The sequence below is a fragment of the Pseudomonas sp. 8 R 14 genome, assembly GCF_900005955.1.
In the GTDB taxonomy this organism is placed as follows: Bacteria; Pseudomonadota; Gammaproteobacteria; order Pseudomonadales; family Pseudomonadaceae; genus Aquipseudomonas; species Aquipseudomonas marginalis.
On sequence record NZ_CVTH01000077.1, the window covers coordinates 229,557 to 254,940 of the forward strand.

A 25,384-nucleotide genomic window follows, 5' to 3' on the forward strand; every position below is an offset into this window, starting at 1 on the left:
CCTGCGCGCGCCCTGCTGGGCTTTCGCACGCGGCTTTACCTGACCTGGGCGGCGCTGTTCGCCCTGTTTGCCAGTTTCTTCCTGAGCTTTGACCTGAAGTTCTCGATCATTCTCGACAAGCTGCCCAACCTGGTCGGCCTGCACCTGGCACCCAATGGCTTCCTGCAAGGCGCAGCGCTGACGCTGTTCCTGTGCCTGTGTTCGATTGCCGCCTCGTCGGTGCTAGGCTTCGTCACCGCGCTCGGGCGCTTGTCCAAAAGTGCCGTGGCCTTTGGTATCGCCAGCTTCTACGCGTCGTTTTTCCGTGGCACGCCGTTGCTGATCCAGATCCTGCTGATCTATCTGGGCCTGCCGCAGCTGGGCCTGGTGCCGGGCGCCATCGTCGCGGGGATCATCGCGCTGTCGCTGAACTACGGCGCGTACCTGAGCGAGATCTTCCGCGCCGGCATCCTGGGCGTCCCTCAGGGGCAACGGGAAGCCGCATTGGCCCTGGGCATGCGCGACAGTGCGATCTTCTGGCACGTCACCCTGCCCCAGGCCATGCGCACCATCGTCCCGCCGGCGACCAACCAGTTCATCTCCATGCTCAAGGACTCGTCGCTGATCTCGGTGATGGGCGTGTGGGAAGTGATGTTCCTGGCGCAATCCTACGGGCGCTCCAGCTACCGTTATATCGAGATGCTCACCACCGCTGCGATCATTTACTGGGTGATGTCCCTCGGCCTGGAACTGATCCAGGCACGCATGGAGCGGCACTATGGCAAGGGATATGCGAGGCGAGAGTGAGGTCATTGAAGTCACTATCGCCCTCAGGCTTACTGCACCAATCGAGCTGAACTTTTATCGCATCGGACTAGAGACATCTCCCGCAAACACGCGGTGCTTGGCCTGACAGTTATCCCCCGGGTGCCCCGCTAAATTCCCCGCCTCATACATCAGGAGGTGGGTTTACATGCCACTCATTCAGAAACAACTCGTACTCGCCATCACGCTCGCGCTGGGGGCCACCTGTGCTCAGTACGCACAGGCCCGTGACGACATGGAACCCGACAGCGAGTGGTTCGAACAGATTGCGAAACATCACCAGAAAACTCATTTCGACCCGGCCACTCCCACCCCCGAAGATTTCTATTTCATCGACCGAGCCAACAGTCGTAACGGCCTGAGCGTTGCCCGCGTGCTGGACTCCGCAGTGGATGCCGCGCTGGCATCGGAGGAGTTGAGTGACTGGGAAAAGTACCAGCTTGAAAACTACGGGCTGTACTTGAGCAGCCTGGAGCCAGGTCGCTTGGGTACGCTGCTGGAGCAATTGGCCGGCAGCCAGAACGCCAACCTGGGCACGGCCACTCAAAACAGCATGAAACGCTTGCACGCCAGCCTGCTGACAGCCATACGCCAATTGGATAACCACACCGGTGAGGACGGCCGTGTCTGGCTCCAAGGCCTGGCCAGCAGCGGTGCCCTCGATGCCCAACACGGCAGCGCCGGCTTGAAACAAAGCAGCCAGGGCCTGTTGCTGGGTGCAGATGGAGCAATCGATGACGCCTGGCGGGTCGGTGTGGTGGGCGGCAAGTCTGGCAGCGACCTGAGCGCCCGGCATTTCAACGGTGAAGTGGACAGCTGGCACCTGGGCGCCTATGCGGTGCGCCAGGACGGTCCATGGGCTTTACGCCTGGGCGCGCTGTACAGCAGCCATTCCGGGCAGAACACGCGCAGTGTGGACTTCGACTTCATCGATTACCGCGAACGCCTCACGGGCAAGTACAAGGCCCAGAGCCAGAACGCATTCGCCGAACTGGGCCATCGGTTCGTCACCGACGGCTTGCATGCCGAACCGTTTGCCGGAATCGGCTTCCAGCGGTATCACCGTGACCGCTTCTCCGAGAAAGGTGGCCATAGCGCGTTGAACGTGGGCACCCAAACCCAGCAAAACCTCAGCAGTACCTTCGGCCTGCGCTTGAGCCGCGACATCGCAGTGGCCGACCGGATCACCCTCAAGCCGCACCTGAGCGCCCATTGGAAACACTTGTATGGCGACACCAACAGCCGCGTACGCCAATCCTTTGCCAGGGAAACCCGCGAGGACTTCAACAGCGCGTTCAGCATCGGCGGTACCTCGCTGGATCGAGATAATCTGGCCTTGCGCACGGGGCTGGACATGCGTCTTTCGGAGCACCAGACCCTGAGCATCGCGTACACCGCCGAAGTGGGCGACAACAGCCGCAACCATGGACTAATGGGCCAATGGCAAAGCGCGTTTTAAGACAGAAACTGAAGAACCTTCACACTCACACAGGTCTTGAAGGCTGACATTAAGCACCACTTTTTGCTCGCTACACTCCGGTCTCCTATACAAACGAGGCCGGAAATCATGATATCGACACTCTCGTTTTTCCCTCCCCTTGGTGCACTCTTCGCACAAAGCGCCAACGCCTTGGCCGAGGCTGCCACGCCGCCCGCCGCAGCACCCGAGCCACACACCGCGCCTCCAACCACTCCGCGCTCGTTCGGGCACCCCGCCCGCCAGGCCTCAAATGGCCAGCTCGGCACCAATATTGTCAAAGTCATCACCACGCCTAACTCCCCGCGCCGCGACGGGATGAATATCGACGAGATCGCGCGCCTCACCCAAACCCCGTCCAACCTTGATAAGTCACACATCATCAAAGCCGTCGACATCGTCAACAGCCCGGGCGTGCACATCAACTCACCGGGTCATGGCCTGAGCAGCTCCGGGCTCACCTCTGTCTGGCTGGAGAATCGAGGAAGCATCACGGCCCAATCCGGCACGGGTATGGCCCTGAAGGGAGAAAAGGCCGATGAGGTGATCAACCATGGCCTGATTGCAGGTGGCAATGGAGTCGCTCTGGACATGGGCGGCGGTGACGACCTGTTGGTTGTCAAAAATGGCAGCCGCTTCAAAGGCGAAGTCGATGGCGGCAGCGGTACCAACCAGGTGGTTCTCGATGACACCAAAGGCGGCACGTTCGAAGGTGCGACCCGAATGCAACACCTGTGGGTCGGCAAGGGCGCCTGGGAACTGACCGGTGCACTGCACGACAATCGGCACGGCAAGGTGTACGGCGATGCTGCCTTGACCAACCGCAGCGTTATCAAGGGGACCCTGGATATTGATGCGGGCGGCAGCTACTCCGGCGGCACCGTCGACTCCCTTAATGTCGCGGGTACTCTGCTGCTCGATCCTGAAAATACACCACGGACCCGGATCTGGAAGGATCTGCACCTCAAACCAGGATCGACCATGGCGTTCAAAGTGGGCGCAGACCAAGCCCACTCCACGCTGAAAGTCGGCAATACGTTAACGCTGGATAACGCCACCCTGAAACTTGATGTACAGCCGGAAAGTGAAGCACTGCTCACGCGCCAGCTACGTATCGCGGATGCGGCATCCATCAAGGGAACATTCAGCGCCGTTACCAGCAACCTGACCACCCTGGAACCTGAACTGCTCTACAAACCTGAGGGTATTTTTGTCGGCTTCAAGCGCAAGCAGAGCGCCGCACCCTCCGCTGACCATTAAAAAATTGGCAAAAAAAAGGGGGGCACCTGCCCCCCCGAGGATTAAACGGTAGTGTCGAAGGCTGGATCAGCCTTCGATTTCAATCAGGATTTCGCCAGGGTTCACCCGGTCGCCCTTGGCCACGTGAACGGCGGACACCTTGCCGGCAATCGCAGCCTGCACTTCGGTTTCCATCTTCATCGCTTCGGTGATCAGCACGGCCTGGCCGGCCTTGACCACATCGCCTTCCTTGACCAGCACATCGACGATATTGCCTGGCATCGCCGTGCTGACATGCCCCGGCTCGCTGGCCTGCTTGCGCTTGCTGCCGCCACCGCCGACGAATTCGTTGAGCGGTTCGAACACCACTTCTTCCGGCATGCCATCGATGGACAGGTAGAAATGGCGCTTGCCTTCGGCTTTCACACCGACACCGGTGATGTCCACACGGTAGCTTTCGCCGTGCACGTCGATGACGAACTCGGTCGGCACGCCTTCACCACCGGCACGGGCCACGCCGCCGGCTTCAGGGATAGGCAGCAGCACCTCAGGCGTCAGGGTGCCGGCGTCGCGTTCCTCGAGGAACTTGCGCCCGATGTCCGGGAACATGGCGTAGGTCAGCACGTCTTCTTCGGACTTGGCCAGTGCGCCGATTTCGCCGCGCAGCTTGGTCATCTCCGGCTTGAGCAGGTCGGCCGGGCGCACGTCGATCACTTCTTCGCTGCCGATGGCCTGGCGACGCAACTTCTCGTTCACCGTGCCCGGCGCCTTGCCGTAGCCGCCTTGCAGGTACAGCTTCACTTCGTTGGTGATGGTCTTGTAGCGCTCACCGGCCAGCACGTTGAAGAACGCCTGGGTGCCGACGATCTGCGAAGTCGGGGTCACCAGCGGCGGGAAGCCGAGGTCTTCACGCACGCGTGGAATTTCAGCCAGCACTTCGCTCATGCGGTTCAGAGCGCCCTGCTCTTTCAACTGGTTGGCCAGGTTGGAAATCATCCCGCCCGGCACCTGGTTGACTTGCACACGGGTGTCGACGGCGGTGAATTCGCTTTCGAACTGGTGGTACTTCTTGCGCACGGCATAGAAGTACAGGCCGATCTCTTGCAGCAGCTCCAGGTCGAGACCGGTATCGAATTCGCTGCCTTTAAGGGCGGCGACCATAGACTCGGTGCCCGGGTGGCTGGTGCCCCAGGCGAAGCTGGAGATCGCGGTGTCGATATGATCGGCACCGTTTTCGATCGCCTTGAGTTGGCACATCGCAGCCAAACCGGCGGTGTCGTGGGAGTGGATAAAGATCGGCAGGCTCTGCTCGGCTTTCAGCGCCTTGACCAGTTCACCGGTGGCGTACGGCGTCAGCAGGCCGGCCATGTCCTTGATCGCGATCGAGTCGCACCCCATGGATTCCAGCTGCTTGGCCTGGGCCACGAAGGCCTCGACGGTGTGCACCGGGCTGGTGGTGTAGGCGATGGTGCCCTGGGCATGCTTGCCGGCGGCTTTGACCGCTTCGATGGCCACACGCAGGTTACGCACGTCGTTCATGGCGTCGAAGATGCGGAATACGTCGATACCGTTGACGGCAGCCTTGGCCACGAAGGCCTTGACCACGTCGTCGCTGTAATGGCGATAGCCCAGCAGGTTCTGGCCGCGCAGGAGCATTTGCAGGCGCGTGTTAGGCAACGCGGCACGCAGTTTGCGCAGGCGCTCCCACGGGTCTTCCTTGAGGAAGCGTACGCAGGCGTCGAAGGTCGCGCCGCCCCAGACTTCCAGGGACCAGTAGCCGACTTTATCGAGCTTGTCGCAGATCGGCAGCATGTCGTCGGTGCGCATGCGGGTCGCCAGCAACGATTGGTGGGCGTCGCGCAGGATGGTGTCGGTTACGAAGATTTTTTTAGTCATTGGAATGTTCCTCACAGGCCTGCGTGGGCGGCGATGGCGGCGGCGATGGCCAGGGCCAGCTCTTCGGGTTTGCGCTTGATCGAGTAGTTGGTCAGCTCAGGGTGGCTTTCCACAAAACTGGTGTTGAACTGGCCGCTGCGGAATTCCGGGTTACGCAGGATTTCCTGGTAGTAGGCGGCCGTGGTCTTCACGCCTTGCAGGCGCATGTCGTCCAGGGCACGCAGGCCGCGGTCCATGGCTTCTTCCCAGGTCAACGCCCAGACCACCAGCTTCAGGCACATGGAGTCGTAGAACGGCGGGATGGTGTAGCCGGTGTAGATCGCCGTGTCGGTACGCACGCCGGGGCCGCCGGGCGCGTAGTAACGGGTGATCTTGCCGAAGCTTGGGAGGAAGTTGTTCTTCGGGTCTTCGGCGTTGATGCGGAACTGCAACGCAAAGCCACGGTGCTGGATGTCTTCCTGTTTGACCGACAACGGCAGGCCCGAGGCGATTCGGATCTGCTCGCGGACAATGTCGATCCCGGTGATTTCTTCGGTGATGGTGTGCTCCACCTGCACCCGGGTGTTCATCTCCATGAAGTACACCTCGCCCTCGGCGAGCAGGAACTCCACGGTGCCGGCGTTCTCGTAGCCCACGGCCTTGGCCGCGCGCACCGACAGGTCGCCGATGTAGGCGCGCTGTTCCGGGGTGAGCTGCGGGCTCGGGGCGATTTCGATGAGCTTCTGGTTACGGCGCTGGATCGAACAGTCGCGCTCGAACAGATGCACCACGTTGCCGAAGCTGTCACCGAGGATCTGCGCCTCGATGTGCTTGGGATTGACGATGCATTTTTCCAGGAACACTTCCGCCGAACCGAACGCCTTGGTAGCTTCGGAGATCACGCGGGGGAAGGCTTGTTCGAGTTCTTCACGGCTGTTGCAACGGCGGATACCGCGACCGCCACCACCGGAGGTGGCCTTGAGCATCACCGGGTAACCAATGCGGTCGCCTTCGGTGAGGGCCTCGGTGATGTCGGCGACGTTGCCTTCGGTGCCGGGCGTGACCGGCACACCGGCCTTGATCATGCTGCGGCGGGCTTCGGTCTTGTCGCCCATGCGGCGAATCACTTCAGCCGAAGGGCCGATGAATTTGATTCCCCGTTCGGCGCAGATGTCTGCCAACTCGGCGTTTTCCGACAGGAAGCCGTAGCCGGGGTGCAGCGCATCGCAACCGGTTTCCACCGCCAGGTTCACCAGCTTGCGCGGGTTCAGGTAGCCGGCCAGCGGCTCGGCACCAATGCTGTGGGCTTCGTCGGCACGCTTGACGTGCAACGCATGGCGGTCGGCGTCCGAGTAAACCGCGACCGAGCGAATGCCCATCTCGGCGCAGGCACGCACGATTCGTACGGCAATTTCACCACGGTTGGCGATCAGGATCTTTTTTATCACTTGGAAATTCCCTTGAGCCGATTGCTGCGTTCTTCGACCCGCTGGAGCCGGGTCGGCGCGTGACTAAATGTTTCAAGCCTGTCGCAGCCACACACTAAGCCCGTGGAGGGATTAACAAAAATCAATAATTATTGGGTCGCTCATAAGTAAAGACTTATAGTTGGCCGGTCGACCTGGGACGAGAGGATTTAAATAATGCGTAAGTCGCTGATGCGTATGACATTGCGTCAATTGCAGATCTTCAATGAAGTGTGCGACTTGCGCTCTTACAGCCGCGCGGCCGAGGAAATGTCTCTCACCCAACCGGCCGTGAGCCTGCAAATTCGCCAGCTCGAAGAGCTGGTCGGCCAGCCGCTGTTCGATTATGTCGGCAAGAAGCTCTACATGACCGAGGCTGCCGAAGCCCTGCAACGGGCCAGCCGGGATATTTTCGGGCGCCTGGAAAACCTCGATATGCAGCTGTCGGACATGCAGGGTTCGTTGCAGGGCCAGCTAAAGCTCGCGATTGAATCCAGCGCCAAGTACTTCGTGCCGCACCTGTTTGCCGCGTTCAAACGCCAGCATCCCGAGGTGCAACTGCACCTGACCGTGGTCAACCGCGCCCAGGTGATCCGCCGCCTCTCCGACAACCGCGACGACCTGGTGATCATGTCCATGGTGCCCCAGGACATGGGCCTGGAATTCCTGCCGTTCCTCAACAATCCGATCGTGGCCGTGGCGCCACCTGATCACCCCTTGAGCCTGCAAGGGCCGTTGCGTTTGCAGGACCTGGAACCCTACACGCTGTTGCTGCGCGAACCGGGCTCGGGCACGCGACTGGCCTGCGAGGAGTATTTCAAGGAGAAACGCGTGCACTTCACCCAGACGGTGGAAGTGGCCTCGGCCGAGGCGCAACGTGAATGCGTATGCGCCGGCCTGGGCGTGGCCTTGCTGACGCGCCATGCGGTCAATATGGAACTGGCCACCGGCGGGCTCAAGGAGCTGCCGGTGGAAGAACTGCCGCTGTACCGCAGCTGGTGCCTGGTGCAGGCCAAGGCCAAGCGCCTGTCACCGGTGGCCCATGCGTTCCTGGGCTTTATCCGCAGCGAACGGGTGCAGATCAGCGCGTTGGCTGAACGTTTCGCTGGGCAGCCGCGGGTGCCTGCCAGTGGAGTTCCGGGTAGTCACTGATGCTCTGCTGCAGCTGGCGCTGGTCGCAGCGGTCTTCGATTGCGCGACGGAACGCCATGCGGCGCTGGTCTTCCTGTTGACGACGGGTCTTGACGGAGCTGTTGCTGTCTTCGTAGGGCCGGGCCATTTGGAGTCTCCCAATGCGAGTACGGGGAGTACAGGATGGGTTGTAGCGATGACGGTTTAACGGCGCGGGGGTTACAGGACGATGAATCTTCCGAATAGATAAACAATCCAAATGTGGGAGGGGGCTTGCTCCCGATTACGGTACATCAGCCGATTTCTCTTGGACTGACCCACTGCTATCGGGAGCAAGCCCCCTCCCACATTTTGAGCGTGTATGGCCCTGGATCAGTCGTCGAGGGCTTTGACGGACTTGGGCGACAACCGCAGGCTGCGCAAGCTGCGCTTGACGCTCTTGAGGTGGTTGACCAGGCTCGGGCCCCGCGCCATGGCAACGCCCATCGCCAGCACGTCGATCACCACCAGGTGAGCGATACGCGACGTCAGCGGGGTGTAGATCTCGGTGTCTTCGTGCACATCGATCGCCAGGTTGACCGTGGACAGCTCCGCCAACGGCGTCTGGCTCGGGCACAAGGTAATCAATGTCGCACCGCTTTCACGCACCAGGTTGGCGGTGATCAGCAGGTCTTTGGAGCGGCCCGACTGGGAAATGCAGATCGCCACGTCGGTCGGCTTCAAGGTCACCGCCGACATCGCCTGCATGTGCGGGTCACTGTAGGCCGCTGCGGTCAGCAGCAGGCGGAAAAATTTGTGCTGGGCGTCTGCCGCCACCGCACCGGACGCGCCGAAACCATAGAACTCCACACGCTGGGCCTGGGACATGGCGGTCACGGCCTTTTGCAGCTCTACCGGGTCAAGCTTCTCGCGCACCTCCATGAGCGTGTGCAAGGTGGTGTCGAAGATTTTCAGGCTGTAGTCGGCGACGGAATCGTCTTCGTGAATCGCAAACTGGCCGAAGCTCGCGCCGGCGGCCAGGCTCTGGGCCAGCTTGAGCTTCAAGTCCTGGAACCCGGAGCAACCGATGGCGCGGCAGAAGCGCACGATAGTCGGCTCGCTGATGCCCACGCTGTGGGCAAGGTCGGCCATGGAACTGTGCATCACGGCCGCAGGGTCAAGCAGCACGTGATCGGCAACCTTGAGTTCCGATTTGCGTAACAGGTGGCGCGACTGGGCGATATGTTGCAACAGGTTCAAAGGGCAGGACTCTTGTTATTGGCAGGGCCAGGGATGTAGCAAGCTTGTAGTTATACTACAAGAATTGCCGTTTTGCCCGCCCGATGCATCACTAAATCGCCCTGATGCCCTTTGAATCAGCGGGCAGCTGCCTTGTAGCCATAGGGGCGTGCGGACTGTCTTCAGGGAAAATCTGCATTGTTGCGTAACAAATCTGCCAGCCCTTCGGCCTCCATCGGCCGACTGATCAGGTAGCCCTGCACCTCATCGCATCGTTCTGTACGCAGGAAATCCAGCTGCTGCTGATCTTCCACGCCTTCGGCCACCACTTTGAGCGCCAGTCCGTGCGCCATCGCAATGATCGCTCGGGTAATGGCGGCGTCTTCCCGCCCCTGACCGAGGCCGCGGATAAAGGTCTGGTCGATCTTTACGTAATCCACAGGGATACGCTTGAGGTAACTGAGGGATGAATAGCCGGTGCCAAAGTCGTCGATGGCCAGCTTCACGCCCAGGTCGCGCAGTTGCTGGAAGGTCGCGATGATGTGTTCAACACTGTCGAGCAACTGGCTCTCGGTCAGTTCCAGTTCGAGGTATTGCGGGTCCAGGCCGGTTTCTTCCAGTACCTGGCGCACCAGGCTGACCAGCTTGCCCTGGCGCAACTGGTGCACCGAGAGGTTCACCGACACGCGGATCGGTGCCAGCCCCTGGCGCTGCCACTCACAGGCTTGCCAGCAGGCCTCGCGCAGCACGAATTCGCCCAGCGGTACGATCAGGCCCGTTTCTTCGGCCAGGCCGATAAAGTCGCCTGGCGGCACCATGCCCCATTGCGGATGTTCCCAGCGGATCAACGCTTCGGCAGCGTTCAGCTTGCCGGTGGCCAGGCACAGTTTCGGCTGGTAGAACACCGTGAGCTGGCGCTCATCGATGGCTTTGCGCAGATGGTTTTCCAGCTGCAAACGCTCCAGGGTGCTGGCTTGCAGGCTGTCGGTGTAGAACTGGAAGTTATTGCCGCCCAAGTGCTTGGCGTGCTGCATGGCCATGTTCGATTGACTGACCAGCGCGGAAATTTCCCGCGCGTTATCCGGCAACAGGCTGATACCCATCGACGCACTCACCACCAACTCATGCCCTTCCACCGTCACCGGCACCCGCAGTTTGGCCAGCAGCCGTGTGGCCACCCGCGCCAGGCTCGACAGGTTGCCGTAGGCGTCGAACAGCACGGCGAACTCATCGCCGGACAAACGCGCGATGGTGTCAGCCTCGGACAAGGCATTGATCAACCGACGGGCCATTTTTTGCAGCAACTGGTCGGCCACTTCATGGCCCAGGCTGTCATTGAGCAACTTGAAGCGGTCGAGGTTGATATGCAGCAACGCCAGGCTGCGCCCGCCCTGGCGTACACGCTGATGGGCCTCGCGCAGCCGTTCGCGGAACAGCGAGCGGTTGGCCAGGCCGGTCAACTCATCGTAGTGGGTGAGGTAGCGCATGCGCTCCTCGGATTCGCGCCGCGCCGATAGATCGGCGAAGAAGCCCACGATATGACTGACTTTTCCGCGAACATCGCGCACCACGTTCAGTTGCAGCCATTGCGGGTACAGTTCGCCATTCTTACGCGTTTCTACCAATTCGCCCTGCCAGGTCCCATGCGTGAGCAGCGCTTGGCGGATCACCGGGAAGTGGCGCCGCGCATCACGACTGCTGGGCAGCTCGACGACGTTGCGACCGAGCATGTCATCGATCTCAAAGCCAGTGACACGGCTGAAAGCCTGATTGACGGCGATTAATTTGTAGTCCGGATCAAGGATCACAATGCCTTCGCTGGCCGCCTCGAACACGGTCGAGGCCAGTCGCTGTTGCTCCTCCAGGGCTTTGCCGGCGCTGACGTCGCGGCGTGTGCCGAGCATTCGAATCACTCGCCCGCTCGGCGCGCGCTCTACGGCGCGACCACGGTCTTCGATCCATACCCAGTGACCATCGCCATGGCGCACGCGGTATTCCACCTGGTAATCCTCAGTGCGCCCTTTAAGGTGCTCCACCAGCGCCCGCTTGAGCAGCGGCAGGTCGTCGGGGTGCAGGCGCGGCTTGAGGTGGCCGAGCATGGCCGTGACGTACTCGGGCTCGAGGCCGAACAGCTCTTTGAGCTGGGTGTGATGAACCTCATCGGTTTGCAGGTTCCAGTCCCACAGGCCCAGCTCACTGGCTTGCAGGGCCATGGCCAGGCGCGCCTCGCTTTTATTCAGGGCCAGGCTGGCGGCGTCCAGTTCCTGGCTGCGTTGTGCCACGCGGTCCTGCAGGCCGATCTGCGCCTCACGTAGTTCCTGCTCAACCTGACGCCGCTGCTCGACTTCGCGCACCAGATCCTGATTCAGCTGCTCGCTGCGCTGCTGCGCCTGCTGCAGATGCTCGATCAATGCCTGGTTCTGGAAACGCCGCAGCAGCCCGCGCTGGATCAGGCGGTTGACCTGCCACGCCACCACGCTCAGGGACGCCAGCAGGATCAGGCCGAGCACACCCCAGCCCTGTTGCTGCGGGGCGCCATTCCAGAACAGATAGACAATCGCCGGCACCAGGCACGGCAAGGCAAAGGACAGGAACGCCGGAAAGCTCACTGCGTAGGCAACGCTGGCCGACAGCGTCGCTGCACCGATCAGGCCGAACACCCAGGCCTGCTGCATGAAGCTGTCCACCGGCACCAGGGCGATGGCTGCGGTGGCCAGGGTCAGTCCGCTGACCGCCGAACCCAGCATGAACATGCGCCGCCAGATGGGTTGGGCCTGACGACTGGGCATGGCCGAATCAAAGGCCGCCACCTGGATCACGCGCATCGCCACCAGGGCCAGCAGCCAGACCAGCCAGACGCTGTCCAGCAGGTATTGCCTGGGGTTCCACAGCAGCCAGGCGCAGACCAGGCCATTGACCAGCATTAATAAGGTGGGCAGCAACGAGCCCTGATAGAGCAGGCGTGTGCGCTCGACCGCCATCTCGGTAGCGTAATGTTTGCGGATAACCTGCGCGGGCGCCGCCGAGGGGCCGAGCAGGTCGGTGCTGAGAGTCATAGGCAGTGTTCTTATAATGGTGAGCCCGAAACGTCGACGGAGCATACACAAGCAAGCGCTTGGGCCAAACTGCTCCAGATCATAAAAGTCACCCTGTGAACAGCCGCAAACCTTGGTGCCAGACCCCTTGAGCGAGGCCCGGCGCGGGCTGTGGCCCATGACTTACCGGTCATCAGCCCTGCCAGAATGTTTGCCTGGCCGGGACCACGCGAGATGTTTTGCGTCGACCACCCGGCATTGGGATTTGCCCGAGCCCCCTTAGGCCCATAGAATGCGCCGATGCGCGATGATCTCTCTCTTTTGCTGAACTCCCTCAACGATGCCCAACGCCAGGCCGTAGCGGCCCCCGTTGGCCGTCAGTTGGTCCTGGCCGGTGCTGGCTCCGGTAAAACCCGAGTGCTGGTGCACCGTATCGCCTGGTTGATCCAGGTCGAGAACGCGTCCCCGCATTCGATCCTGTCGGTGACTTTCACCAACAAGGCCGCTGCCGAGATGCGCCACCGCATCGAGCAGTTGATGGGCATCAGCCCGGCCGGTATGTGGGTGGGCACCTTCCACGGCCTGGCGCACCGCCTGTTGCGGGCACACTGGCAGGAAGCGGGCCTGGCCCAGACCTTCCAGATCCTCGACAGCGATGACCAGCAACGCCTGGTCAAGCGCGTGATCCGTGAGCTGGGCCTCGACGAGCAGCGCTGGCCGGCGCGCCAGGCCCAGTGGTTTATCAACGGCCAGAAAGACGAAGGCCTGCGCCCGCAGCACATCCAGGCCAGCGGCGATTTGTTCCTGGCCACCATGCGCAGCATTTATGAAGCCTACGAGGCGGCCTGCGCCCGCGCTGGCGTTATCGACTTCTCCGAGCTGCTGCTGCGCGCCCTCGACCTGTGGCGCGACAATCCGGGTTTGCTGGCCCATTACCAGAAACGCTTCCGTCACATTCTGGTGGACGAGTTCCAGGACACCAACGCCGTGCAGTACGCCTGGTTGCGTCTGCTGGCCAAGGGCGGCGACAGCCTGATGGTGGTGGGCGACGACGACCAGTCGATCTACGGCTGGCGTGGCGCGAAAATCGAGAACATCTACCAGTATTCCGAGGACTTCCCGGACGCGGTCACCATCCGCCTGGAGCAGAACTACCGCTCCACCGCCGGCATCCTCAAGGCCGCCAACGCCTTGATCGCCAACAACACCGGGCGCCTGGGCAAAGAGCTGTGGACCGACGGCGGCGAAGGCGAGGCGATCAACCTGTATGCCGCGTTCAACGAGCACGATGAAGCGCGCTACGTGGTGGAAACCATCGAAAGCGCGCTGAAAACCGGCCTTGCCCGTAGCGATATTGCGATTCTGTACCGTTCCAACGCCCAATCGCGGGTGCTGGAAGAAGCCTTGCTGCGCGAGCGCATCCCGTACCGCATTTATGGCGGCCAGCGCTTCTTCGAGCGTGCGGAAATCAAGAACGCCATGGCATACCTGCGTTTGCTCGAAGGCCGTGGCAACGACGCGGCACTGGAGCGGGTGATCAATATCCCGGCCCGTGGCATCGGCGAGAAAACCGTCGAGGCGATTCGCGACCACGCGCGCCATGCCGATGTGTCGATGTGGGAGTCCATGCGCCTGCTCATTGCCAATAAAGGCCTGACGGGGCGTGCTGCCGGGGCGCTGGGGGTGTTTGTCGAGTTGATCGAGAACCTCGCGGCCAAGTGTTCGGAAATGCCCCTGCACCTGATGACCCAGACGGTGATCGAGCAATCCGGGCTGATTGCCTATCACGAAGCGGAAAAAGGCGAGAAAGGCCAGGCCCGGGTAGAAAACCTCGAGGAACTGGTCAGCGCCGCCCGCGCGTTCGAAAACACCGAGGAAGACGAAGAGCTGACTCCGCTCGCCGCCTTCCTCGGCCATGCGTCCCTGGAGGCCGGCGATACTCAGGCCGATGAGCATGAAGACAGCATCCAGTTGATGACCTTGCACAGCGCCAAGGGCCTGGAGTTTCCGTATGTGTTCCTGGTGGGCATGGAAGAAGGCCTGTTCCCCCACAAGATGAGCCTGGAAGAGCCCGGCCGTCTTGAAGAGGAACGCCGCCTGGCCTATGTGGGCATCACCCGCGCAATGCAGAACCTGGTGATGACCTACGCCGAGACCCGACGCCTGTACGGCAGCGAGACCTACAACAAGGTATCGCGCTTCGTACGTGAAGTGCCGAAGGGACTGATCCAGGAAGTGCGCCTGTCCAACAGCGTCAGCCGCCCGTTCGGCGGGGGCCAGCAGCAGAACTCCAGCAACATGTTCGCCGGTTCCGAGATTCCGGAAACCCCATTCAGCCTGGGCCAGCAGGTCAGGCATGCGATCTTCGGCGAAGGCGTGATCCTCAACTTCGAAGGCGCCGGAGCCCAGGCACGGGTGCAGGTGAACTTCGCCGAAGGCAGCAAATGGCTGATGATGGGCTACGCGAAGCTCGAAGCGGTCTGAAACATTTGCCAACATGAAGGTTATTGGCCCGCCCTTGTTTTTAACGAGCGCGGGCCAATATCTGTAATACGTCCTACAGACCATTCTGATTCGGTCTTACGCAAAAGCCCGAAACATTATGTCGCTAGCCACTGTCACTACACCTGTGCAACATGGCGCGCGTGCAATCCACAAATGGGAATTCCCTTTATGAAACGTTTTCTTAGCATCGCCATGGCGTTGTGCATCGGCCTGACGATGAGCCTCGACGCCAACGCCAAACGCTTCGGTGGCGGCAAAAGCTCGGGCGCGGCGCCGACTCACCAGACCAGCCAAATGGCTCCATCCGCCGGTGCCGGCGGTGCTGCCGCTACCGCAGGCGCAGCCGGTGCTGCCGGCGCCGCTGCCAAGGCCGGCGGTGCTTCGCGCTGGTTGGGCCCTCTGGCCGGTATCGCGGCCGGTGGCCTGCTCGCTTCCATGTTCATGGGCGGCGGCTTCCAGAGCATGCAGATCTTCGACATCCTGATCATGGCGGTCATCGCCTTCCTGGTCTTCCGTTTCATCGCCGCCCGTCGCCGCAAGCAGCAGGAGCAAATGGCTCCGGCCGGCGCGCCGATGCAGCGTGAAGTGTTCGAGCAGAAGCCAGCCATGGGTTCGATCTTCGGTGGTTCGGCAGCGCCTGCCGCAGCCCGCCCGGTGATCAACGCACCGGCGTGGTTCAACGAAGAGCGTTTCGTCGAAGCGGCCCGCAGCCACTTCCAGTCCCTGCAGCAGCACTGGGACGCCAACGAAATGGACAAGATCTCCGAGTTCGTGACCCCGCAACTGCTGGAGTTCCTCAAGCGCGAACGCGCCGACCTGGGCGACGGCTTCCAGTCGACCTATATCGACGACCTGCACGTGCAACTGGAAGGTGTGGATGATCGCGCCGACAAGACCATCGCAACGTTGACCTTCAGTGGCGTGTCGAAGACTTCGCGTTTCGACCAGGGTGAAGTGTTCAGCGAAAGCTGGAACATGGAACGTGCCCAAGGCGACAACCAGCCATGGCTGGTCGCCGGTATCCGCCAGAACGGCTGATACCCACGCGCTTGAGCAAGCCGTAACAAAACCCCGGACCTGTCCGGGGTTTTCTATTTCACGGTTGCACTTATGGCGAGCTACTGTATAAAACGCCCCTATAAACCGCGCCATCAGCAAGAGGATCCCGGCCGTGGAAGAAATCATCGAACAATTGCGTGAAGCCAATGAACCGGTTCCGGTTCCTCTGGAGTTGCCTGACGAAGATCAACTGGTGGAAATCGAGGAACAGCTGTTCATCGACATCCCGTTTGTCTTTCGTGAGTTCCTGCTGACCGTCAGCGATGTGGTGTACGGCAGCCTGGAGCCGGTGACCGTCACCGACCCGCAATCCCACACCTACCTGCCGGACGTGGCTGCCAACGCCTGGGATGCCGGTGTTGACCGCAGCATGATCCCGATCTGCCAGGACGGTGACGATTACTACTGCGTCGAAGAAGACGGCACCGTGGTGCTGTGGTCCGGCGAAGAAGAACTCGTCACCGAAGAGACCTGGGAATCGGTGTGGCACTGGGCGCGGGACGTCTGGCTGGAAAGCTGAGACCTGACCCCCGTGGCGAACGGGCTTGCGGTGGTGAGCGGGCTTGTCCCGCGCCGGGCCGCATAGCGGCCCCCACTAGTGTTCCGGCGTATCCTTATGGTTATCCAGCGTCTCCAGCAAGGCGACCTGCATCCGCGTATGCACGCGGATGAACCATCGCCAGAGCACCGCCGCCACCGCTGCCGTGACCACGGCAATCAGTACCAGCAACTTGTTGGTCGGCAGAATACTGGCCGACAAGGCTGCCAATAGCACAAAGATCACCAGCAGCGACAAAATCGGGATCAGCTCCGCAATCACCCGTCGCACACGCTGGGTATGTCGCCCGGCCATTTCCGGCTTCACGCTCATCTCCGCCAGCAACATCGACAGCGCCTTGAGCTTGCGGTACGCCGCAATCAGGAACGGCAGCGACAACAGCAATGCCCCACCCCAGATCAACGCCTTCTGCCAGCTTGGATCACTGATCCAACCTTCCAGGTACCCACCAATGCGCACCGCGAAAAAGCTTCCGGCGAAGAAAATCGCGATCACCAGCGCCAGGTTCACGCCCACCTGCAGGATGATCTTGCGGATCATCGACGCCAGCATGGCGCCCTCGCCTTGCGGCTGAATACTGCGTAACCATTCGCCGTACATGCCAAACACCCGGCTCATACGCTTGGGCATCACGGCGGCGATCTTCAATGACAAAGGGTCGGCGCCGCGAATCAGGTACGGCGTGAGCAGCGTAGTGATCGCCGAAACGGCCACCGCCACCGGATACAGGAAGTCGCTGGTCACCTGCAAGGTCATGCCCAGCGCGGCGATAATGAAGGAAAACTCGCCAATTTGTGACAGCCCCATGCCTACCCGCAGTGAGGTACGACCATCATTGCCGGCGATAAAGGCACCCAGGCCGCAGGACAGCATCTTGCCCAGCACCACGGCCACGGTGATCACCGCGATCGGCCAGGCGTATTGCAGGAGGATCTGCGGGTCGATCATCAAGCCGATCGCCACGAAGAAGATCGCGCTGAACATGTCGCGAACCGGCTCGATCAGGCGCTCGATCTTAACCAATTGCCGGGATTCGGCCATGATCGCGCCGATCAGAAACGCCCCCAGCACCATGCTGTACTCCAGCTTGACCACCAGCAGGCAGAAACCGAAACACAGGCCCAGTACGGTGATCAGCAGCATTTCGTTGCTTTCGAATTTGGCCACGTAGGCCAACAGGCGCGGCACCAGCAAAATACCGATGACCAACGCGACAATCATGAACAGCGAGAGCTTGCCGACCGTGGAGAACACCTCGCCGGAGCTCACCGTACCGCTGACGGCGATGCTCGAGAGCAAGGCGATGATGCCGATGCCAAGGATGTCTTCCACAATCAGCACGCCAAAAATAAGTTGGGCGAAGCGCTGGTTTTTCATCTTCAGGTCATTGAGTGCCTTCACGATGATGGTGGTGGAGGAAATCGCCAGGATCGCGCCGAGGAACAGCGAGTCCATGGTGTTCCAGTCGAACCAGCGGCCAATCTCGTAGCCGATCCAGATCATCAGGATGATTTCCAGGAAGGCCGCGATAAACGCCGTGGCCCCCACCTTGAACAGCTTGCGCAGGCTGAACTCCAGGCCCAGGCAGAACATCAGGAAGATCACCCCCAGTTCGGCGAGGGTCTTGATGGTGTCTTCGTCGTGGATCAGTCCGAACGGCGGGGTGTGCGGGCCAATGATGAAGCCGGCGACGATGTACCCCAGCACCACGGGTTGCTTGAGGCGGTGAAACAGGACGGTGACCACCCCTGCCACCAGCATGATCACAGCCAAGTCCTGGATAAAGCTGATGGCGTGCATGGCGAGGGGCTCCTTGAGGGTACTGGCGCTTTTCCCACTTCCGCACGCGCCTTTGAAAAATCGCAAAATGCGGAAGGAAAAGTCTGCCTTTATCGTAAGAAATGCCCTGAGATGGGCTTTTGAAGGTTAACACCGCGACTTCCGCCGGAAAGCCGGTGCAATATATGGAAACAGATCGGTGAACGCGTGACGGCAAGCCGCCCACCGGCGTCCCGTAAGGGATGGCGCTGCAAAGATCCCAGCACCCGCAGAGGTGCCACCCAACCAATGCCTACAACCCGTGAGTGTGCTATGGAACCCGGAAACGCCCAGCTGTCGATGACGGTATTGATGACCCCTGACATGGCCAACTTCTCAGGCAATGTCCACGGCGGCACCTTGCTCAAGTACCTCGATGAAGTGGCCTACGCCTGCGCGAGCCGTTATGCCGGTCGCTATGTGGTGACGCTGTCGGTGGATCAGGTGATTTTTCGCGAACCGATCCATGTCGGCGAGCTGGTGACATTCCTTGCGTCGGTCAATTACACCGGCAATACGTCGATGGAAGTGGGCATCAAGGTGGTGACCGAGAACATCCGCGAGCGCTCGGTGCGTCATACCAACAGCTGCTTCTTCACCATGGTGGCCGTGGACGACCAGCGTAAACCCGCTGTCGTGCCACCGCTGCAACCCCATAACAGTGAAGACAAGCGCCGGTTCGTGCAGGCCCAGCAGCGCCGGCAGATCCGCCAGGAGCTTGAGAAGCGCTACCAGGAAATCAAGGCTGACGCGCTGTAAGTCCAACCAAAAAATGTGGGAGGTTTGCCCCCCTCTCACATTGGGTTCTGTGTACTTACAGGCTGATCGGCGTCGCCTCGAAACGTACGCGAGGATGGGCGATGCGGTCCTGGGCGCGGACCAGTTCCAGCTCGTAACTGGCGCAGGCCTGGGTTTCCAGCAGCACTTCGTGCACCGCCGCGGCCGTGAACTCAAAAGCCGCCAACAGGCTGTCGCCCAGCAACACCCGCGCCAGGAACAGCCCCGACGTCAGGTCGCCCACGCCCACCGGCTGGCGCGGGAACGCCAGCAGCGGCCGACGCAGGTGCCAGCTGCCCTCGGCAGTTACCAGCAGCATCTCGAAACCATCCGGCAACTTGCCCGGGTAATCCAGGTGCTTGACCAGCACCGCCTTCGGGCCACGGGCCAGCAATGCCTTGGCCATGCCCAGGCAGTCGAACAGCGATTGCGGCTTGCGCCCGGCAAAGCTGTCCAGTTCCAGTTGGTTGGGGCACAGGAAGTCGGCCATGGCCGCCGCTTCATCCAGCAGGAAATCGCTGACGTCCTGCGGCACGATGCAGCCCTTTTCCGGATGGCCCATCACCGGGTCGCACAGGTACAGGGCCTTGGGGTTGATGGCCTTGATGCGCGCCACACCGGTAAGAATCGCGCGGCCCTGATCCGCACTGCCCAGGTAGCCAGACAGAATCGCATCGCAGTTGCCCAGCTCGCCGATGGCGGCAATGCCTTCCACCAGCGCAGGAATCTGCTGCGGCGCCAGCACTTCGCCCGCCCACTGACCATACTGGGTATGGTTGGAGAACTGCACCGTGTTCAGCGGCCAGACGTTCACCCCGACCCTCTGCATGGGGAACACGGCGGCGCTGTTTCCGGCGTGGCCAAAGACCACATGAGACTGGATCGCAAGCAGATGAGGTGTGCGTTTCATGCAGGAGATTTCCGTAAAGCCATTGAAATTCTGGCCGCGCAGTATGCGACTAAACGCAGCCTGTACGACAGACCGACGACACAGTTAAGCTGCTCTCACTTTGTTGGAGTTTTTCGCATGCTGACCCTGGGAAACATCTTCGTGTTGATGCTGCTGGCGACCGGCGCCGCCTGGGTATGGCACAACCACGGCCTGCGAGAGCGGGCGTTGGCGCGGGTCAAGCAGCATTGCGCCAAGCTCGATATCGAATTGCTCGACGGCGCCGTGGCGTTGAAGCGCATCGGTTTTGTGAAGGATGCCAACGGTCGGCGGCGTCTGGCGCGTATCTACAATTTCGAGTTCACCGTCACGGGCGAGACCCGTCACAGCGGGACCATCACGCAATTCGGCGCCCACAGTGCGCAGATCGAACTGGCGCCCTACCCGTTCGAGGTCAAGGAAGCACTGCCCAGCGCCAATGTGATCGAGCTGAGCCAATGGCGCCAGGACCACGCCACCAAGAACCGTCAGTAACGGCAGGCGGCCAGTGCGATCTGCAACGCGGCCACGTCCTGTGGTGCGCTGAAGATCAGTTCGATACGTGAGTCGCGACGCCATTCGCTGGGTTGCCAGGCGAACCGGCTGTTATCCACAGCGTTGGCCGAGATCCACCCATCACGGCTGTGGATAACCAGTTTGGCGCGGCGCCACTCAAGGGATGTCAGCCACAGATGCAAACGCTCGGAATCGAATTGCTGGCTCGGGTGCCAGCGCCAACCGATACTCCAACCGCCCTCCTGGGCCTGGCTCAGGCAAATCGGCACGCTCGGATCACTCCAGATAGCCGGCAATTGAGCCAGCCCCTTGGGCACCACGAAGTTATCCACAGCCGCTTCAGCCTGCGCATTCAAGCCTGGCAGTTTGCCGAGTGGCACGTACGCCTGCTGCGTCCAATAAATGTTCCGATCGGGTAGCTGTCGTTCGACGGCCTCGCGTTGCGCAGCATCCAACCCCTCATCCTTGTTCAACACCAACAGCCCGGAACTGGCCAACGCTTCCTGCTGCGCTGGCGGCAAGGGTTTGCCCGCTGCCAGCGCCTGGGCATCCAGTACCAACACACAGGGCTGAACCGCCAGCACCTGCTGCCACGGCGCTTCGCGCAACTGCTTGAGCAACTGCGCAGGATGCCCCAGGCCCGAGGGTTCGATAAACAACCGATCCGGCTTGGCCTTACGCAGCAACCGGCCCAGGCCTACTTGGAACGGTGCGCCATTCACACAACAAAGGCAGCCACCGGCGACTTCACCCAGGGCAATGCCATCGTCATCCAGGGTCAGCAATGCAGCGTCCAGGCCGATCTGGCCGAACTCGTTGATCAACACCGCCCAGCGCTCGTTGGCCGGACGTTGGGCAAGCAGGTGCTTGATCAGGCTGGTCTTGCCGGCGCCCAAGGGCCCGGCAATCACGTGGGTGGGAATGTTCTGCAGCATGGGTGCCATCGTTCGGACCGTGTAGAGGGTTTGATCCTACGCGGTTACGCGAGCCAATCCAGCGTCAGAATCAATCGGCGCTCATTCGCTTTCAACGCCGGGGAGCGATGGATGAGGCCGTGGTTTTCGTTGCCGTGCCATTTGGTGCCTTTGAGCAGGGCCACTTCACCGCACTGGATCTGTTCGATGCGCTGGCGCGGTTCGGCGTCCGGTTGGCTGAGCTTGCGTCGGTCCATCACCCCTTCGCGCAACCACTGGCTACCGATGCCGGCATAGGTGGTGATCAGCCGTACCGGCACATGGTCAACGTGGAAACGCGGGCACATGGCTTTATCCAGCAGCCGCAGGCGCACACCGATGCGCTTGGCGCCGAGCAGGCACGCAAAGGCGCTGACCAGCCACGACACATCGGCGATAAAACCTTCGTAGCCTTCAAGATCGCGGCAGCTGGACGCCAGACCGCACAGGTTCGGCTCGGCGTCTTCGTTGTTGAGTTCGATCACCAAGGACTCGGCCAACGGCTCATTGAGCGCAACCAGCAAGGCGCCGAACTCGGCGATATGCAACGGCAATTGGCGCTGCCACAGCGCCAGGTTCACGCCGTCTTCGAGAATATCGGACAGCGCCAGCGGGGTTTCACCACGGGTCTGGCGAACCACCGGGCGCAAGGGGATAAGCGGTGCCAGCATCAGGCGGCCTCTTCATACCAGGGACCAAACGGATCAGCCAGCAGGCGCCAACCTTCGACACCCAGGGCCAGTTCTTCATCGGTGAGCAAGCACGCGTCCAACTCGGCACGCATCCGCGCGAAGTCGATGTTTTGTCCGATAAACACCAGTTCCTGACGGCAGTCGCCAGTACTGAGCTGCCAGTTGCCCATGATGGCGGCGACGCTTTCTTCGTCCTGGGGCCATTGGCTTTTCGGCACAAAGCGCCACCAGCGTCCGGCAAACCCATGGCGCATCAAGCCACCGGCCTGGGACCAACTGCCCGCATCCTGATGCTTGCTGGCCAGCCAGAAAAAGCCCTTGGAACGCAGCAATTTGCCGTTGACCCAAGGCCGGTCGATAAAGTCGAAGAAGCGTTGCGGGTGGAAGGGGCGACGTGCCCGATAGGCCGTGGAAGCGATGCCGTACTCTTCGGTTTCCGGCACGTGTTCACCCCGCAACTCCTGCAACCAGCCCGGCGCCTGCGCGGCGCGTTCGAAGTCGAAGCGGCCGGTGTTGAGGATCTTGTGCAGCGGCACTTCGCCCATGACCATCGGGATGATTTCCGCCTGGGCGTTGAGACGTTCAAGGATCGCCATCAGTTCCTCGCGCTCATGGCTGCTGATCAGGTCGATCTTGCTGATCAGGATCACGTCGGCGAATTCGATCTGCTCGATCAACAGGTCGGTGATCGAGCGTTCGTCCTCCTCTCCCAGGGTTTCGCCCCGTGAGGCGAGGCTTTCGGCAGCCTGGTAGTCGAGCAGGAAGTTCATGCCGTCGACCACGGTGACCATGGTGTCCAGGCGCGCGATATCGGCCAGGCTTTGCTCGTTTTCATCACGGAAGGTGAAGGTTTCAGCCACCGGCAACGGCTCGGAGATCCCGGTGGATTCGATCAGCAGGTAATCGAAGCGACCTTCCTTGGCGAGTTTTCCGACTTCTTCGAGCAAGTCTTCACGCAAGGTGCAGCAGATACAGCCGTTGCTCATCTCCACCAGTTTTTCTTCGGAACGGTTGAGGGTGACGTCACGCTGCACCTCGCTGCCGTCGATGTTGATTTCGCTCATGTCGTTGACGATCACCGCCACGCGCAGGTTTTCGCGGTTGCGCAGGACGTAGTTGAGCAGCGTGCTTTTACCGGCGCCGAGAAAGCCGGACAACACGGTAACGGGGAGACGATTGGGCATCAGGTAATCCTCATCAGGGTTGGCCGGTCAAATCGCCCGTTTATGGCGTTCGCGCAGCTCTTCACGTTCTTTGGCTTCGATACACAGGGTGGCGGTGGGGCGCAGCAGCAGGCGTTGCAGGCCGATGGGCTCGCCCGTTTCGCGGCACCAGCCGTATTCGCCGCGGGCGAGCAGTTCGAGGGCGTCGTCGATTTTGTCGAGGAGCTTCTTTTCCCGCTCCAGCAGGCGCAGTTGCCACTGGCGCTGTTCTTCGGCGCTGCCCACATCGGCCGGGTCGCTGTTGGGCTCCTGCTCGCGCAGCACCAGGAATTCGCCCTCGATGCGCGCTTGCAGTTCATGGCGCTGAGTCAGCAACAGTTCGCGGAAAAAGCCCTGCTGGGCTTCATTCATGTAGTCGGCGGGCGGTTGGGCCAGCAGGTCTTGTTCGGTCATGGGGATCGGTTCACGGGCCAGGCTGTGCTTTTATGTTATAGTATAACAATGCAAATAAGCCAATCCCCCTTGCTCGTTACGACGAAGGGCGCAATGCTTGAACACTTCCCAGTCCCGAGACACCCTATGAAATACCTGGTGTGCGCCCTGTTACTGGCAGTCGCGGGGCCTGCCTGTGCCGAAGCGCCAAGCTTGCTGGCCAAGTGCACGCGCAGCGCCAACCTGTTGGCCTGTGTGGACCCCCTGGGCAATGCCTACAGCGTGGCGACGGTGGGCACCACCACGTATTTGCGTGGTTTCGAGGTGATCGGGAAACGTTATTGGGCACAAACCAACAGCCGCTACGGGCAACTGACGTTCTTTACCGGTTTGGCGTCGGATGGAGAAGCATGGGTTGGCTACACGCGGCGCGTGGGCTGGACCACGATCAACCGGTTTTCCAGCTCCGGGGGCGCCACTGCCAAATTCACGTGCAGCCGAATTACCGGCTGTTAGGCCTGGGCATTCTTCTGTTCCTGAACCCAGGCCATGTAGCTGTTCATCGGCGGGTTCTTCTGGAAGTAATTTTTCAGGCCTTCGAACAAGCCATCCGCAACCGCCTGTTGATGGCGCGCCGTCACCAGGCGCTGGGCGTCCTGGGCATTGGAGATAAACCCGGTCTCCACCAGGATCGACGGCACATCCGGTGACTTGAGCACCGCGAACCCCGCCTGTTCCACACGCTTCTGATGCAGGCTGGTGATGCTTTGCAGGCTCCCCAGCACCGAGCTGCCCAGTTGCAGGCTGGAGGCGATGGTGGCGTTCATCGACATATCAAGAATCACCCCGGCCAGCATCGGGTCCTTATCCTTGAGATTGAGCAACGTGGTGGCGCCCAGCAAATCCGCGCCGTTTTCACGCTGGGCCATAAAGCGCGCCGTGGCCGAGGTCGCGCCGCCCTCCGACAGCGCATACACCGAGGCGCCCGAGGCAGTGAGCCGTGGCGCGGCATCGGCATGCACCGAGATGAACATATCGGCCTTGTGCTGACGGGCGATGTCCACGCGCTTGCGCAGCGGCACAAAGAAGTCGTCGTTACGCACCAGTTTCACGTCAAAACCCTTTTCGCGCTTCAAACGCTTGGCCAGCAGTTGGGCGATAGACAACACCACGTCTTTTTCGCGCTGGCCCTTGGACCCGACAGCGCCGGGGTCTTTGCCGCCGTGGCCGGGGTCGACCACCACGATAATGTCGCGCTTGGGGTGCGCCTTGTTCACCGCGGCCACCAAGGGCACCGCCTCAGCCGCGATTTGACGCGGTGCACGGGTGGCGCTGGTCAGGTCCAGCACCAGGCGATGGCCCTGCCCGTCCTGAGGCGGCAATACAAAGCTGTTGAGCTGCATCGGCGCGGCCAGGTCGAGCACGATGCGCGTATCCGCCTTGCCGAAATGCCCCGAGCGAATCGAGGTGATCCCGCTGTTCTTCAGCTCAAGTTGAGAAAAGTCACCACTGAGGCCTGCGCCGCTCAGGTCGATGATCAGGCGTTCCGGGGCAGTCAGAGAGAACGTCTTGTATTGCACTGGGCCGCTAAGGTCGAACACCAGGCGCAGCTTGTCGTCCGAACGCCATAGGCGTGCATTGCGGATCTGGGTCGCGTGGGCGGCGAACGGCAAAGCAAACAAAGGGCTGGCCAGGAGCAGGTTGAGGAGCTGACGTCTGTGCATGACAAATACCGCA

At 61.2% G+C, this 25,384-nt stretch carries 22 protein-coding genes; 10 read left to right on the forward strand and 12 right to left on the reverse strand.

Going from position 1 to position 25,384, the window contains the following annotated elements:
- The first annotated feature begins 15 nt into the window (after positions 1-15).
- From BFQ01_RS21205 to BFQ01_RS21215, 3 genes are all read left to right on the forward strand, one after another.
- Positions 16-786 (forward strand): amino acid ABC transporter permease, encoded by a 771-nt coding sequence (locus BFQ01_RS21205; protein WP_074848264.1) that lies wholly within the window; start codon positions 16-18, stop codon positions 784-786.
- 166 nt (positions 787-952) lie between these two features.
- Positions 953-2,263, forward strand: coding sequence for an autotransporter outer membrane beta-barrel domain-containing protein (locus tag BFQ01_RS21210; RefSeq protein WP_065926764.1), 1,311 nt, complete (start codon positions 953-955; stop codon positions 2,261-2,263).
- A gap of 108 nt (positions 2,264-2,371) precedes the next feature.
- Positions 2,372-3,541: a hypothetical protein gene (locus tag BFQ01_RS21215; RefSeq protein ID WP_065946481.1), complete on the forward strand. Its 1,170-nt coding sequence runs from the start codon at positions 2,372-2,374 to the stop codon at positions 3,539-3,541.
- A 66-nt stretch (positions 3,542-3,607) separates the two neighbouring features.
- Here the strand turns inward: BFQ01_RS21215 and oadA are convergent, their stop codons facing one another.
- Positions 3,608-5,416, reverse strand: coding sequence for a sodium-extruding oxaloacetate decarboxylase subunit alpha (gene oadA, locus BFQ01_RS21220; protein WP_065926766.1), 1,809 nt, complete (start codon positions 5,414-5,416; stop codon positions 3,608-3,610).
- 11 nt (positions 5,417-5,427) lie between these two features.
- Positions 5,428-6,843: an acetyl-CoA carboxylase biotin carboxylase subunit gene (locus BFQ01_RS21225; RefSeq protein WP_027608221.1), complete on the reverse strand. Its 1,416-nt coding sequence runs from the start codon at positions 6,841-6,843 to the stop codon at positions 5,428-5,430.
- 195 nt (positions 6,844-7,038) lie between these two features.
- Between BFQ01_RS21225 and BFQ01_RS21230 the strand changes: the two genes are divergently transcribed.
- Positions 7,039-8,013, forward strand: coding sequence for a LysR family transcriptional regulator (locus BFQ01_RS21230; RefSeq protein ID WP_027608220.1), 975 nt, complete (start codon positions 7,039-7,041; stop codon positions 8,011-8,013).
- Here BFQ01_RS21230 and BFQ01_RS33015 read toward each other — a convergent pair.
- The 3 genes from BFQ01_RS33015 to BFQ01_RS21240 form a co-directional block, all read right to left on the reverse strand.
- Positions 7,943-8,140, reverse strand: a complete 198-nt coding sequence (locus BFQ01_RS33015; RefSeq protein ID WP_074848013.1) for a PA3496 family putative envelope integrity protein — start codon at positions 8,138-8,140, stop codon at positions 7,943-7,945. The genes BFQ01_RS21230 and BFQ01_RS33015 overlap by 71 nt on opposite strands.
- Before the next feature lie 224 nt (positions 8,141-8,364).
- Positions 8,365-9,231, reverse strand: a complete 867-nt coding sequence (gene hexR / locus BFQ01_RS21235) for a transcriptional regulator HexR (RefSeq protein WP_010168370.1) — start codon at positions 9,229-9,231, stop codon at positions 8,365-8,367.
- A gap of 161 nt (positions 9,232-9,392) precedes the next feature.
- The gene (locus BFQ01_RS21240; protein WP_065926767.1) at positions 9,393-12,266 is read right to left on the reverse strand and encodes an EAL domain-containing protein; all 2,874 of its coding nucleotides are present in this window, start codon (positions 12,264-12,266) and stop codon (positions 9,393-9,395) included.
- A 279-nt stretch (positions 12,267-12,545) separates the two neighbouring features.
- Here BFQ01_RS21240 and uvrD point away from each other — a divergent pair, with 279 nt between their 5' ends.
- The 3 genes from uvrD to BFQ01_RS21255 all read left to right on the forward strand — a co-directional run bounded on the left by uvrD (position 12,546) and on the right by BFQ01_RS21255 (position 16,329).
- Positions 12,546-14,729: a DNA helicase II gene (gene uvrD / locus BFQ01_RS21245; protein WP_065926768.1), complete on the forward strand. Its 2,184-nt coding sequence runs from the start codon at positions 12,546-12,548 to the stop codon at positions 14,727-14,729.
- 189 nt (positions 14,730-14,918) lie between these two features.
- A complete protein-coding gene (locus BFQ01_RS21250) occupies positions 14,919-15,788 on the forward strand; it encodes a Tim44 domain-containing protein (RefSeq protein ID WP_065926769.1) in 870 nt (289 codons plus the stop codon).
- Positions 15,789-15,921: 133 nt separating this feature from the next.
- Positions 15,922-16,329 carry an SMI1/KNR4 family protein gene (locus BFQ01_RS21255; RefSeq protein WP_017739032.1) on the forward strand — a complete coding sequence of 136 codons (408 nt, stop codon included), beginning with the start codon at positions 15,922-15,924 and terminating at the stop codon, positions 16,327-16,329.
- Between the two features lie 75 nt (positions 16,330-16,404).
- Here the strand turns inward: BFQ01_RS21255 and BFQ01_RS21260 are convergent, their stop codons facing one another.
- The gene (locus tag BFQ01_RS21260) at positions 16,405-18,168 is read right to left on the reverse strand and encodes a cation:proton antiporter (RefSeq protein WP_053127534.1); all 1,764 of its coding nucleotides are present in this window, start codon (positions 18,166-18,168) and stop codon (positions 16,405-16,407) included.
- 291 nt (positions 18,169-18,459) lie between these two features.
- On the opposite strand from BFQ01_RS21260, the gene BFQ01_RS21265 reads away from it, so the two are divergent.
- Positions 18,460-18,945: an acyl-CoA thioesterase gene (locus BFQ01_RS21265; protein ID WP_065926770.1), complete on the forward strand. Its 486-nt coding sequence runs from the start codon at positions 18,460-18,462 to the stop codon at positions 18,943-18,945.
- 55 nt (positions 18,946-19,000) lie between these two features.
- On the opposite strand, the gene pdxY is transcribed toward BFQ01_RS21265, so the two are convergent.
- Positions 19,001-19,873, reverse strand: coding sequence for a pyridoxal kinase PdxY (gene pdxY / locus BFQ01_RS21270; protein WP_065926771.1), 873 nt, complete (start codon positions 19,871-19,873; stop codon positions 19,001-19,003).
- A 117-nt stretch (positions 19,874-19,990) separates the two neighbouring features.
- On the opposite strand from pdxY, the gene BFQ01_RS21275 reads away from it, so the two are divergent.
- Complete coding sequence (locus BFQ01_RS21275) at positions 19,991-20,386, forward strand: DUF3301 domain-containing protein (protein WP_065926772.1); 396 nt, start codon at positions 19,991-19,993, stop codon at positions 20,384-20,386.
- On the opposite strand, the gene BFQ01_RS21280 is transcribed toward BFQ01_RS21275, so the two are convergent.
- Genes BFQ01_RS21280 through dksA form a run of 4 tightly spaced genes read right to left on the reverse strand, consistent with a single transcriptional unit; the run spans position 20,380 to position 23,668 of the window.
- Entirely contained in the window at positions 20,380-21,342 is a 963-nt protein-coding gene (locus BFQ01_RS21280; protein WP_065926773.1) for a CobW family GTP-binding protein, read from the reverse strand. The two genes, BFQ01_RS21275 and BFQ01_RS21280, sit on opposite strands and share 7 nt — an antisense overlap.
- 44 nt (positions 21,343-21,386) lie before the next feature.
- A complete protein-coding gene (locus tag BFQ01_RS21285; protein WP_065926774.1) occupies positions 21,387-22,031 on the reverse strand; it encodes a DUF1826 domain-containing protein in 645 nt (214 codons plus the stop codon).
- Complete coding sequence (gene zigA / locus BFQ01_RS21290; RefSeq protein WP_065926775.1) at positions 22,031-23,236, reverse strand: zinc metallochaperone GTPase ZigA; 1,206 nt, start codon at positions 23,234-23,236, stop codon at positions 22,031-22,033. The genes BFQ01_RS21285 and zigA overlap by 1 nt, the downstream gene beginning before the upstream one ends.
- Before the next feature lie 27 nt (positions 23,237-23,263).
- Positions 23,264-23,668: an RNA polymerase-binding protein DksA gene (dksA, locus tag BFQ01_RS21295; protein WP_065926776.1), complete on the reverse strand. Its 405-nt coding sequence runs from the start codon at positions 23,666-23,668 to the stop codon at positions 23,264-23,266.
- A 126-nt stretch (positions 23,669-23,794) separates the two neighbouring features.
- Here dksA and BFQ01_RS21300 point away from each other — a divergent pair, with 126 nt between their 5' ends.
- Complete coding sequence (locus BFQ01_RS21300) at positions 23,795-24,163, forward strand: glutamine synthetase (protein WP_065926777.1); 369 nt, start codon at positions 23,795-23,797, stop codon at positions 24,161-24,163.
- Here BFQ01_RS21300 and BFQ01_RS21305 read toward each other — a convergent pair.
- Positions 24,160-25,371, reverse strand: a complete 1,212-nt coding sequence (locus tag BFQ01_RS21305; RefSeq protein WP_027608208.1) for an N-acetylmuramoyl-L-alanine amidase — start codon at positions 25,369-25,371, stop codon at positions 24,160-24,162. The genes BFQ01_RS21300 and BFQ01_RS21305 overlap by 4 nt on opposite strands.
- Positions 25,372-25,384 lie beyond the last annotated feature (13 nt).